Source organism: Methanosarcina sp. UBA289 (genome assembly GCA_002496565.1).
Classification (GTDB): domain Archaea; phylum Halobacteriota; class Methanosarcinia; order Methanosarcinales; family Methanosarcinaceae; genus Methanosarcina.
Genome location: DAKJ01000018.1, coordinates 868,681 through 881,401 on the forward strand (window position 1 = coordinate 868,681; position 12,721 = coordinate 881,401).

Sequence of the window (12,721 nt, forward strand, 5' to 3'; positions counted from 1 at the left end):
CTGTTTGCAGTTCTTCTGAAGCTGCTCTAAAGTCCTGCAGTTCATACTTTATAAACTTGTCTTATAAATCTTATTTAGGGATCCGTGCACAGGCTCAGAGTTTCTTGACATGCCTAACATCCACTGCAACTCCTCTACTGGATCTCACCATTTCCTCTCCGCTCATCACAGCTCGCCCTACACAGAGCGCTTTTCTCCCGAGCACAATTACCTCATCATTAGGCCTTATTCCCAGGTCTGCCTGAGTAACTCCTGGGGCAAGGATGGAACCGCGTGGGAGAAAATCATCAATTTTTACCAAGTATTTCTCACTTTTTAGCATTAGTTCAGCCCCTTCGAGGGACAGAGCAAGCATTCCATATTGCGGAACCAGGGTTGCTAGTTGTTTTTTCCCGAAAAAAAGCTGATACTTGGGGAACCGGCCTTTAACTGCAAGCTTTCCGGCTTTCTCAGAGAAAAGAAGTGCAGCATCTTCTCCGAACTGATATTCTGCAATAGCTCTTAAGAAATTCTTTTTGTCCTCTTCCGCGTTCAGACTTTTCCTGCTGAAGCTTTCGGATGTGCAGATAGACTCAACGGTCTTCTTGAGGTTTGAAAGCGCCTCCATAGACACAAGACTTCCTGTAGCAGTGTAGATTATTTCAATCCCGAGCTTGCTTGCCGCTCGTTCACAGATTTCCCTGTATGCCCCTTCTACATGGGCAACCACGGTCTTGTACCTGTATTTTGAGAGATAAGCCTCAAGGCAGCCTGAAACCCAGGCTTTTTCTTCTTCGTCCCAATGCCCCGTAACCGCAGTATCGTAATGGGCTGCAGGATATGTTAATTCCAGCTCTCTTGGCACTATTCCAAGAGGCGAGGTTAAAATCACTTCGTGGACAAACTTCCGATATTTCCCAAGTGCCAGAATAAATTTCTGATGGGATTGGGAAGTTGAATAAGGTTTCCTGGCCGCACAAGGGAAAAGTACTAAAATCTCAAGATCCGGAGGTGTATACCTTTCCTGTATGCGCCGTGCAAATCTTACTACCTCAATTCGAGATAAGGCCTCCGAGGTATCTGCAAGGAGCTGGTTTTGCCGAAAAGCAGGAACTCTTTCTTCAAGGTAAGAATATTCGAAATCTCCAAGTCTTAACAGGGCTGTGAGCCAGGGCCTGACCCTGCACTGGCCTTCAACATATTCTCTCAATGTTCCGGCCCTGATCCTTTCCCGCACAAGGGAAAGTTCAGCTTCGAGGGCATTCCTATTGTGAGCTGAAAGGAACTTTGCTCTCTCAATTTTCGGGAGCTTCCTGAGTTCTGCAGGCGTACTTGCAGCGCATGCACCGCATCTGCAGGGAAATTCTGTCAGGGAGTCGAGATAAAAACTACCTGCAGCTGTCAGGTAAATATCGGAATAGGCCGCAATTTCTGTTCTGGTATCGTCCAGAACATCAATTCCAAGGTAGACTAGCATAGCTATATTCTCAGGAAGCGCCAGATTTGGAGCATAAAGAGCTGTATCAGGGGAAATCTGGTTTCTAAGTTTTGTTATGGTCTCGAGAAATCTGCGAGCATTGTTTTCCAGGGTGCCTGCTCCTTCTATAATATAAAGGTCAGTTTTCTCAGGCTTTCCTCCTACTCTCAGGAGAGAACCTGTTGGGCCTATATTTTCGGCATTTTCACCACTAAGGACTGTAATTTTTTCGACTTTCCCGAGGGATTCGGCTGGAACGAAAGGCGGATAAGCTTGATGCGGCAGGATTATGAGAGTTCCTTTTCCTGTTTTTTCCCAAATTTGCTTTATGCGTGTCTCAAGCTCTGAATCAGATCTTACACCCCAGAAACTCCCTGCATCAACAATAGGGCCAGGGGTTTCAAGCTTTCCGAGTTCTGCTGTACTCAAAATGCAGGGCGTATGAATCTCGGGAGACAGCAGAAGTTTTCCTATCCTTGCTGCTCCGTCTCTGTGTTCTATCTCAAAGTACTGTGTCATGTTTGTCCTCTTATGTCTATCAGGATGTAAAGGTTTGTCCTGCACTTTTCCCTGAAAGCTTCTATTACTCCTCGTTTTTCTGAATCTGAAGAGTGCTCAGCTTTACGATTTATTTCGTGTTAACTCTTAGAAGGAAGATTTTATTCTTAAGAAAGGAAGAGGATGGTATATTCTTATATATTATTAATCTTGATTATCTGCTGTAACTCATACTTCATTTGTCTGTTATTGTCTGCTCCAGCCGTGACAGAAATTCTATTTTTCACATTTGAATTCTAATTTGAGGTCTAGAATGAATATAACTACAGAACTTCAAAATATTGTTGGCGGGCGACTATCAGTCTCGCCTTCGGAACTTTATTGCTATTCTTCTGATGCATCCCAGGTCAAGGGAATACCTGATTACGTGGTACGCCCGAAAAGCACAGACGAAGTAGGCCAGATTGTCAGGCTTGCTTATGAAAACGATATACCTGTAACTGTAAGAGGATCAGGCACCGGACTTGCAGGTGGGGCAGTCCCTGTTAAAGGGGGTATTGTGCTTGATATGTCGGGCATGAATCGGATTCTTGAAATTGATATTGATAATATTCAGGTCATGGTAGAGCCTGGGATTATTCAGGACACTTTAAACGAAGCGCTAAAGCCATACGGTTTTTTCTTTCCTCCCAATCCTGGCAGTTCAGCCATGTGCACTATAGGGGGTATGATAGGTTACAATGCAAGCGGAATGCGCTGTGTTAAGTATGGTACTACCAGAAACTATGTTCGTGACCTGGAAGTGGTGCTTGCGGATGGGACAGTTATCCATACCGGTTCAAAGATGCTAAAATCTGCTGCAGGGTATGATTTGACCCAGCTTATTGTAGGTTCGGAAGGCACACTAGGCATTGTCACGAAAGCCAGCCTGAAGATTGTCCCTCTCCCAAAAATCCGAAAACTAGTAATAACCTCCTTTGAAAACGCGGAAATTGCAGGGCAGGCGGTTGTAAAAACCTTTTCAAATGGGGTCATTCCCTCAGCCTGTGAGATTCTGGACAGAGTTTCCCTCCAGGTTCTCAAACGCTACGATCCAAACCTTGTGCTTCCTTCAGAAGGCGATGTTATTCTTTTTGAGGTTGATGGTACTGAAAGTTCGGCGCGTGAAGCTGCAGAGCAAATAATGAAAGTCTGTGAGCCCCTGGCTATTTCCATAAAGCTTGCGGAAAGTGAAAAGGAAATGGCAGATATCTGGGCAGCCAGAAAACTTGTAGGAGCTGCAGTTTCCCGCCTAGACCCAACAAAGAGCCGCATCTATGTCGGAGAAGATGTGGGAGTTCCCATAAAGCAGATCCCGGAACTGTTAAAACGAGCACAGGAAATCGCTGAGCAATTCAACCTGCCTGCTATGAAATATGGACATATAGGAGACGGAAACCTCCATCTTGCCTTCTTCATTGATGTTTTGAACAAAGATGAATGGGACCGCCTGAATAAAGCTGCAGATCTGGTCCATAGAACAGCAATTGAGCTTGGAGGCACAGTCAGTTCCGAGCATGGGGTAGGCGCGGCAAGGGCCGAATACATGAAAGCTCAGTGGGGCCCTGCCCTTGAGGTAATGCGTGCGATCAAAAATGTCCTTGACCCGAAAGGCATACTGAATCCGGGCAAACTGGGGTTGTGAAAACCATGAAAAACGAAGGAAAAAAGGAAACTGAGCAGGCAAAAGAGCCGGAAAAAATCAAAATAATTAATAACGAGATGACCCCTAACGAGATAAACGAGAGCGATAGCGAACAACATCCATTTGAGGTTGACCGCAGGTCGGTTTATAGATGTGTTCAGTGTGGAACCTGCCGGTCGGTTTGCCCTGTATTTGATGTGGTAGGCTGGGAATCTGCCAATACACGCGGCAGAATGCTCATCATTAAAAGCCTGCTCGAGGGCAGACATCCTTCCGAAGATGTCCTTCCAAGCTTGGCCTCGTGCACAACCTGCGGGATCTGTGCTGCTAAATGCCCTGCCGGAGCAAACCCACCAGAAGTTGTGGAAGCTGCCAGAGCTCAGCTTGTGAAATGTGGTATTACGACTGACGCCCAGGAAAACTTGAAGTCGGCGATCATGACATACGGGAACTCTTTCGGGGAAACGAAATCTCGTAAACACTGGCTCTCTGAAGTAGAACGTTTAAAACTCCCTGAAAAGTCCGATTCTGTTTATTTCGTGGGCTGTTTCGATTCCTATCGCTACCCGGAGTTTGCTAAAAAAACGTTTGGAATTCTGCAGCGTTTTGGAGTAACTCTCCTGCCTGATGAACAGTGCTGCGCCTCTCCCCTCCTGCGTACCGGATTTAAAGAGGACGCAGAAAAAGTCATGAAACACAACCTTGATCAGATCCGGAAAGTGGGTGCGCATACAATTATCACAAGCTGTGCAGGCTGTTATACAACTCTTAAGAACAACTACCCCGAAGAACTCAGGGTTATTAGCCTTCCTGAATTCCTTGCCGAACACCTGGAAGAGCTCAATTTGAAGAAACTTGACCTTACAGTTACCTACCATGATCCCTGCCACCTTGGAAGGCATAATCAGGTTTATGACGCTCCAAGAACGGTTATCCAAGCAATTTGCACTCTCAAGGAAATGAAAAACATTAAAGAGAACGCACGCTGCTGCGGCGGCGGAGGTGGGGTAAGGACAGGTTATCCTGACATTTCCCTTGAGCTTGCAAGAAACAGGCTTAAAGACGTTCCAGAAGGCGTGGATTATATCGTTACTTCCTGTCCCCTCTGTGTGAGAAACCTCAGAGACGCAGGCGGAAATATCGAGGTTATTGATATTGTAGAACTCGTAGCAATGGCGATAGAGTAACTCTATCTCCTTGTCTTGCTGTCTTGTACTCCAGTTATTTGTCTTACTGGTTTTTATTCAGAGCCGACTTTTGGCTCAAGTATTATCTTTTAATCCCTGAGAGTTTAATCTTTGAAAAACGACTCTCAACTTTACCTGTTTAGTGGTAAACTTTCTATTTTTTTGAGTAATATGTCTTTATCTCCTAAGCGATTCTTTTTATTGAATATTATAATCGGATGTCAGCTTTACAAGTAGGTCAGGAGGACAGACCGTGAGTGATAATACAATAACTTTCCGTAACGTTTCACCTGCCAGCTTCAAATGTATGAAGAAAAAGCTTCAGACAATGGGTATTTTTGTCCCGCCGGGCAATAAAGGGAAGCTTTCAGGTCAGGGAGTTGCGGCAGACTTCGAATGGGATGGAGAGTCAAAACTTATCATCACAATCAAGAAAAAACCCTTTATTATTAGTTATGAGACTGTAACCTGGAAAATGAGCGAATTTGTTAAAGAGTGCCAAGGCTCAATAGAGAAAATTCTGTGATGAAGTATGAGCGAAAGGAAACTGGATACTGAGGGCTGTCAGGGGATTAAATTCAGAAATGTAACTCCTGACGTATTTTCCTGCATGAAGAAAAAACTTCAGAACTACGGAATCGAAGTTTCATCCGGAAATTCCGGTGTTTTTGAAGGAAACGGAATAGTTGCCCATTTTATCTGGGATGGTGAGGCAAACCTGTCAATTGAGATTAAAGAAAGGCCTCTAGACACTTACTGCGGGCAGATAAGTGGAAAATTCAGGGCTTTCTGGCGTGAGTGTCAGGGTTTATGAAGGTGAACCCAAGCTTATGCTTACATCAGGATTACTCTTGATTTTCAAATCAATATTTATAAGCAAAAACAGAATACTTTTCTTTACCTTCTTCAGCACTTTTATAATAATTCCAAGTATCTGGAAGTTCTTTCTTGTCAAACATTTCTCTATATCGAAAATAAGCATTCCTAATAGTAGCTTCGCCAGCTAAAATTTGATTTGGATCTGCTAAACTCTGAATCTTTGAAGCCAAATTTATTGTTTTCCCAATTAAATCTTTCTGAATTTTCGTTGCTTTGGAACCGATAATCATAATCATGGCTTCGCCAGAATCTAAGCCAATCCTAACGCCAATAGAAGGCAAGCCTTTAAAATTAAGAATAGTATTCAAACCGTTGACAATGAAATATTTAATCGCATGTGCGCATTCGATTGCACTGTCATTCATTCCAATGTAATTAGGTTCAGGAAAATAAGCTAAAATCCCATCTCCTTGGAATTTTAATACATAACCTCCAAAACACTTAATCAACTGACTGACTTCACTTGAATATAATTGTATAACTTTTGCATTATCTTCTAAACTTAACTTTTGACTCATTTTTGTAGAGCCTACTATATCAATAGAGAGAATCACAAAGCGTAATGTGACTTCCTTTAAGGAATCTAAAAACTCCTCAGACTCATCATAATACTGATATCCCTCTAAATTATTTCCCCAGTTTAATTTTAGGTATTCAACTCTTTCTTGTGTATATCTTTTTACATTCTTAATTGGATTCTTTCTATAAAACACAGGAAGATTGTCCATATTTTGAACTGCTTCAGCAAATACATCAAAAGAAATAAATTTTTCATCGAATTTGTCCCAATATCCTTCTACACCATTTACTTCTTTTATTGAATACCTTTCTGGTATTGGTACGAACTCAATTACTAAACGTCCATCAGCGGTTTTCTCGATAAATTTAATCTCAAAATCCATTCTCCCATCTATCATATATGTTATATAAGTAAAAAAGTCATTAAAGTTTTTGTGTTTTACTGTATCGGCAGTGTACCAAAAGTTCTGTGAATTCTCAATTACTCTGTCCTCTTCTGAGGCATAGATTTTACAACAAAGCCTATGTATCGCAAATTCGAATTTACAGAACTTTCAGTATACTACGATTACTCTAATTTCTATAAGAACAACTTTACCTTTACCACTTACCTTTTCTCCTTATCAAACACTTATGAGCATTTCCTACAAGATCAAGTCTTCCTGCCTTCTCTAGAGCTTCGTATACAAGCTCGTAATTTGCAGGGTTCCTGTAGTGCATAAGGGCTCTTTGCATGGCTTTTTCTTTCTTACCTTTTGCAACATATATTTTTTTGCCTGTGAACGGGTCCAGTCCTGTATAATACATGCATGTCGAGACGGTCATAGGTGTTGGGGTGAAGTCCTGTACCTGTTCGGTGTAGCCTCCATGGTCCCGTACATACTCTCCCATTTCTATCATATCTTCAAGGGTACATCCTGGGTGTCCTGACATCAGGTAGTTTACAATGTACTGTTCTTTGCCGCACTTCCGGTTGAGAGATGTAAATTTTTGGGCAAATTTTTCGTAAACTTCCCTGCCGGGCTTGCACATTGCATTCGTGACCTGTCTCGAAAAGTGTTCAGGTGCGATCCGCAATTGTCCGCTAATATGATAAGCACAAAGTTCTTCGAGGTACTCTTCATCCTTAAGAGCCAGGTCATAGCGTACCCCATAACCTGTAAAGACTTTCTTGACTCCTGGAAGGTCACGCAGGCGGCGTAAGAGTTCGAGCAGCTTTTTGTGGCTGGTATCCAGAGCAGGGCAAGTGCGAGGATAAAGGCAGGATTTGTCCAAGCAGGCTCCTTTTTTCTCCCAGGTTTTACACTCCATACCGTACATATTTGCGCTTGGGCCGCCAACTCCGTTTATAATACCTTTGAAATCAGGTTTTTCTGTAAGTTTTTTTGCTTCACGCAGAACAGATTCGATACTGCGGCTTGCAATCATGCGTCCCTGATGCTCTGTAATTGCACAGAAAGCACAGCCTCCGAAACAGCCTCTGTGCGTTGTCAGAGAAAATTTTACCATTTCCAGGGCAGGAACGGGTTCAGTATAGGAAGGATGTCTTTCTCCAGTAAATGGCAGTTCATACACATGATCCAGCTCAGCCTCGGTCAGGAGGCGCATTGGCCTGTTCTGCACAATTACGGTTTTCGGGTGAGGCTGGATAACCCCTTTTCCAGTAATAGGGTTCTGCTCTGCAAAATATATTCGAAAAGCCTTTGCAAAGGCCGTTTTATCCTGAGAAACTTCTGAAAAGGAAGGGATTTCGATATTTTCCTTTAAAAATTCTGCTGCATCTTCAGCTATTTTCCCTTCTCTTTGTTCAGGTTTGTCCCGTTCCTGTTTCTCCGGCCTGTTATCTGGCTTTTCAGCTCTTTCTTTAAGCTCTTTCCAGGCTTTAACTTCCATTTTCCAAACTGTACCTGGAATGTCTCTAATATTTCTGATATCTTCCCCGGCTTGCAGTCTTTTTGCAATTTCCACGATCTGAAGTTCTCCCATACCGTAGACTATGAGATCAGCAGGCGCATCAGCCAGAATGGACTGCCTGACCTTATCTGAAAGATAATCATAATGCGCAAAGCGACGTAAAGAAGCTTCAATGCCTCCCAGCACTATAGGCACATCAGGAAAGGCTTCTTTTATCCTGTTCGAGTAAATTATAACGGCGCGATTCGGACGAAGCCCTGCTTTGCCTCCAGGAGAATAAACATCCTTTTCCCGCGGCTTCAGACCTGGGGTCAAATTGCTGACCATAGAGTCAGTATTTCCTGCACTTACGGAAAAAAAGAGCCTGGGCTTCCCAAGTTTTTTGAAGTCTTCAGGGCTATCCCAGCGCGGTTGAGCAATTACTCCTACCCTGAAACCAGCATCTTCAAGAACTCTTCCTATTATTGCCGTGCCGAAACTTGAGTGATCTACATAGGCATCTCCGGAAATCAGAATAATGTCAAGCTCTTTCCAGCCGCGAGCTTTCACTTCCTCAGGGCTCATTGGAAGGAATTTCGACGTCGGTATGCGGGAAGAAACTGATTTTTCTTTCCTTTCTCTCTTTCCGTGTTTGGTTCCGGATTTTTTCCCTGATTTTCTTCCAGATTCTGTCGTAGATTCTGTCGTTTTTTGTCTCAGTTCAGCTTTTTTTGGAACAAAAAAACCTTTTTTTCTGCCTAGTCTTTCTTTATTCGGCTTTTCCGAGTTCAAATTCTTATTATTCTTTGAAGCTGCTGTATCTTTGGCCATAGTCTGTTTTAAAGCTCCTCTTTCTCGTGTTTTTATTCGCCCATCATCATTTTTAACATTCGGTATGAAGCCATTATCTGATTATTCCCATCCCTGTCCGCCGGGGCTCCATGTCCAGAATACAGGGCTTTTACATCAATTTTTGTGAGCTTTTCTATTGAGCCAGCCATTTTTTCAGGTTCTGAACCCTCAAAGTCCATTCTTCCGAAGCCCCCTCCTGGAAATACAGTGTCCCCGGAAAAGAGACTTTTTGAGGCCGGCTCGTAGAGGCAGATACTTCCTTTTGAGTGACCTGGGGTGTGGATAACTTCCAGGTATTCCCCATTCCCTATATCAATTTTATCTCCTTCTTCATATGTAATTGTGGGCCTTACTTCAGGGGCCTGTTCTCCGAAAAGCATGGACACGCTGAAGTATTCGTCGTTTATGCCCTCCAGGTCAGCTTTATGTATTCCGACTTTTGCACCGCTTTTTTCTGAAATAGCTGCAGCTGCTGCGGTATGATCATAATGGCAATGTGTAAGGACTATTAGTTCCAGGTCGGTTAGTTTTATATATTTCTCTAGTTGCTTGATAACCAGGTCGCTGTTCATTCCCGCGTCGATCAGGACTTTTCCATTTACCAGATAGACACTTGAATCGTAAGCTGTAGGGCAAATGTACCGGACTTCCATGGTTCTTCCTCTTTTACTCCTTTTTACTCATCTTCCACTCCCTTTTTCCTCACTTCTACTTCTTGAATTTTCGTATTGTTTCCCAGCTCACTCTTTGCTTCTTATATATCTTTGAGAATTTAGATATTAAAAGCCCTGCGCGCATTTTCGGTAGTCAATTTTGCAATCTCTGCCGTTTCCATATTCTTAAGTTGTGCGACTACAGGGACTGAATCTACTATAAAGGCAGGCTCGTTTCTGCCTTTGCGGGGAGAAAGGAAAGGACTGTCGGTTTCCAAAAGCAGGTTTTCTAGGGGCACGGCTTCTGCAAGAGTTTGGTGATGTTCAGAAAAGCAGACAAGAGTTGCAAGGGAAATATAATATCCCCTATCTACAATTTCCCGCATGGTCTCAACAGGGCCGCTATAGCAATGATAGATAACCGTATCTATGCCTCTGACAAACTTTAGTACTTCTGCTTCAGCCATCCGAGCATGCACAATAAGGGGTTTGTCAAGGTCTTTTGCAAGCTCAATAACTTTTTCGAACGCAGCAGTCTGTCTCTTACGTTCTTCATCTGTTTTGCAGTCTTGAAAGTCCAAGCCTGCTTCTCCTATTCCCACTGCTTTTTCGGCATTGGCTTCAATCTGGGCAAGAATTTCATTTATTTCTTCATCCGTACCTTCCCTGCCAATGTCAGGACTCAGGCCAAGCGTGGCATGAATATCTTTATTTTTTTCTGCAAGTTCAAGGCTTATTCGGTTGCCTTTCAGCGAAATCCCGGAGTTGACCATTCCGACAACTCCTGCCTCTCTGGCTCGGAGAATAGTCTCTTCCCTATCGCGGTTGAATTTAGGAAAATCAAGGTGACAGTGAGAATCAATAATTGGATAAGGCATGGGTCTGTATTCCATCTCATTTTATTTTACTTTTTATACGTGTTTATGGAACACAGACCTAAAAACGAACAGGCACAAGACCTTATCCGATTTTTTGTCTTTTAATCACTTTTAATTATAGCGTGCTGGCCTTTCAGTCAGGCTTAGAAAGCAGGAAGAATCGGCCCTGGTCAGTTTCAACTTTTTTCTTCTCTTTTATACAGCAGGTTCATAGCATTTACAAGAGCTTCTACAGAGGCCATGACTATGTCCGGGTTTGCAGATCTTGCAGTTACAATTCTGCCTTTTTCATTTTCGAGACCTATGTATACGTCTGCAAGGGCATCTGCTCCGCCTGTAATTGCATCGATCCTGAACTCCTGGAGTTTGAAATGATTACTTTCTCCCAGGATATCTCTTACAGCTTTGAGAGCGGCATCCACAGGGCCAACTCCTGTCCTTGCTGCAATAATCTCTTTACCTTGAATGTCTGCTTTGACTACTGCAGTTGGTGTCAGAATATTTCCGGTCATTACAGAGACTTCTTTGAGTTTAATCAGTTCCTCTTCCGAACTTGCTTTCCCGAGCACAGCAGAAGCAACTGCATAGAGGTCAGCATCCGTAATCTGTTTGCCCTTGTTTGCAATTTCTTTAATTCTGGATACGATTTCATCCAGCTGCTTATCATTGCTTATTATGCCTGCAGATTCGAGAGACTGCTTGACTGCATGTTTGCCTGTGTGTTTTCCAAGTACAATACGCCGTTTATGGCCTACCATTTCCGGTGTCATTATTCCGGGTTCGAAGGTATCAGATTTTTCAAGCACTCCTTGACTGTGGATCCCTGATTCATGAGAAAATGCATTCTGGCCCACAACAGGTGTATTTGGAGGAAGCCTGATTCCAGTATAGTTTTCAACCATTTTCGAGGTTTCAACAAGGTATTCGGTTCGAATATTCGTTTTTGCCCCGTAGATTGAGGTCAGGCTCATAACTGTTTGGGAAAGGTCGGCATTTCCTGCTCTTTCTCCTATGCCGTTTACTGTGACCTGAACCTGGGACGCACCTGCTTCGACTGCCATAAGACTATTTGCTACAGCAAGTCCGAAATCGTTATGGCAATGCACGTCAATTGGAATCGTTATTTCGGCCGCGATATCTTTTATCTGCCTGTACATTGCGGATGGAACCATAACGCCAACCGTATCTGGAACATTGATGATATCGCATCCTGCTTCCTGCACTGCTTTGAATATCTCTATAAGATATTCAGGTTCGGTCCTTGTAGCGTCCATTGCAGAAAACATGCATCTTCTCCCGTTATCTTTGATATACTGGACAGCCTCCACAGCCAGTTGAATTACTTCTTCCTGGCTTTTTTTGATAGTGTATGTCCGCTGTACTTCAGAGGTAGGGACGAAAGCGTGCACAAGTCCTACATCGCTGTCAAAACAGGCATCGATATCTTTTTTCAGTACTCTGGCAAGTCCACAGACTTCAAGATCCAGGCCGGCATTAGAAATCGATTTTACGGATTCTTTATCTCCTTCTGATGAGATAGGAAATCCAGCTTCTATAATGTCTACCCCGAGTTTGTCAAGTTGACAGGCAATTTCCAGCTTCTGTGCAGAAGTTAGAGATACCCCAGGGGTCTGTTCTCCGTCGCGCAGTGTTGTGTCAAAAACAGTTACTTTTTTATTCTGCATGGGCTCGATGTAAAAATCGATCCCTTCTTTCAGTTCTTACATTCATGGTAATCATCTACTTAAATGTATATTTCTGGTATATAAATACCACGTAAGTTTTTTGAAGTTCAAATTTTAAGCTTTGTTTTTAACCTTCAAATGGAAAACTATTTATAGTAGATGACCCATTCTAGGGTTGCTTCTCAGGGTGTCACACGACATCCAAGAGAATGAAAAACGGGACTTGAAAAACGAAACTTAAAGGTGCCAGAAAAACGAAATCCGAAAAACGGAAACAGAAGGCATCTGTAGGCCTTGTTTTTTTAAACAAAGGCTCATAAAAACGGATAAAGTTAAGGATTCGAAAGTATAACTCTTTTGAAACCTTTTAACTATTCTCATTTCCCTCTTTCAAATGTTTATTCTCCTCTGAAAGGGAAATATTTGTATATACGAAAAACGAAAAAACGTTTTCCTTATACATAACGAAAAAACGTTTTCCTTATACATATAAGTTTTCTGAGGAAATCAATACAAAGCTTTATATACAAGAACTGT

At 42.8% G+C, this 12,721-nt stretch carries 10 protein-coding genes; 4 read left to right on the plus strand and 6 right to left on the minus strand.

The window, feature by feature from the left end; translation table 11 throughout:
* Window positions 1-94: 94 nt before the first annotated feature.
* Window positions 95-1,975, minus strand: a complete 1,881-nt coding sequence (gene arcS / locus BP549_RS11660) for an archaeosine synthase subunit alpha (protein ID WP_292380744.1) — start codon at window positions 1,973-1,975, stop codon at window positions 95-97.
* 292 nt (window positions 1,976-2,267) lie between these two features.
* On the opposite strand from arcS, the gene BP549_RS11665 reads away from it, so the two are divergent.
* From BP549_RS11665 to BP549_RS11680, 4 genes are all read left to right on the plus strand, one after another.
* Window positions 2,268-3,638 (plus strand): FAD-binding oxidoreductase, encoded by a 1,371-nt coding sequence (locus BP549_RS11665; protein WP_292380747.1) that lies wholly within the window; start codon window positions 2,268-2,270, stop codon window positions 3,636-3,638.
* A 5-nt stretch (window positions 3,639-3,643) separates the two neighbouring features.
* Window positions 3,644-4,825, plus strand: a complete 1,182-nt coding sequence (locus tag BP549_RS11670; RefSeq protein ID WP_292380750.1) for a (Fe-S)-binding protein — start codon at window positions 3,644-3,646, stop codon at window positions 4,823-4,825.
* Window positions 4,826-5,078: 253 nt separating this feature from the next.
* Complete coding sequence (locus tag BP549_RS11675; RefSeq protein ID WP_292380752.1) at window positions 5,079-5,351, plus strand: hypothetical protein; 273 nt, start codon at window positions 5,079-5,081, stop codon at window positions 5,349-5,351.
* A gap of 6 nt (window positions 5,352-5,357) precedes the next feature.
* Entirely contained in the window at window positions 5,358-5,639 is a 282-nt protein-coding gene (locus BP549_RS11680; RefSeq protein ID WP_292380754.1) for a hypothetical protein, read from the plus strand.
* Between the two features lie 49 nt (window positions 5,640-5,688).
* On the opposite strand, the gene BP549_RS11685 is transcribed toward BP549_RS11680, so the two are convergent.
* The 5 genes from BP549_RS11685 to BP549_RS11705 all read right to left on the minus strand — a co-directional run bounded on the left by BP549_RS11685 (window position 5,689) and on the right by BP549_RS11705 (window position 12,184).
* Window positions 5,689-6,606, minus strand: a complete 918-nt coding sequence (locus BP549_RS11685; RefSeq protein ID WP_292380757.1) for an adenylate/guanylate cyclase domain-containing protein — start codon at window positions 6,604-6,606, stop codon at window positions 5,689-5,691.
* A 217-nt stretch (window positions 6,607-6,823) separates the two neighbouring features.
* On the minus strand, window positions 6,824-8,701 hold the full coding sequence (locus BP549_RS11690) for a YgiQ family radical SAM protein (protein ID WP_292380835.1): 1,878 nt from the start codon (window positions 8,699-8,701) through the stop codon (window positions 6,824-6,826).
* Between the two features lie 278 nt (window positions 8,702-8,979).
* On the minus strand, window positions 8,980-9,621 hold the full coding sequence (locus BP549_RS11695) for an MBL fold metallo-hydrolase (protein ID WP_292380759.1): 642 nt from the start codon (window positions 9,619-9,621) through the stop codon (window positions 8,980-8,982).
* 119 nt (window positions 9,622-9,740) lie between these two features.
* Entirely contained in the window at window positions 9,741-10,499 is a 759-nt protein-coding gene (locus BP549_RS11700; protein ID WP_292380762.1) for a TatD family hydrolase, read from the minus strand.
* A 176-nt stretch (window positions 10,500-10,675) separates the two neighbouring features.
* Window positions 10,676-12,184 (minus strand): 2-isopropylmalate synthase, encoded by a 1,509-nt coding sequence (locus BP549_RS11705; protein WP_292380765.1) that lies wholly within the window; start codon window positions 12,182-12,184, stop codon window positions 10,676-10,678.
* Window positions 12,185-12,721 lie beyond the last annotated feature (537 nt).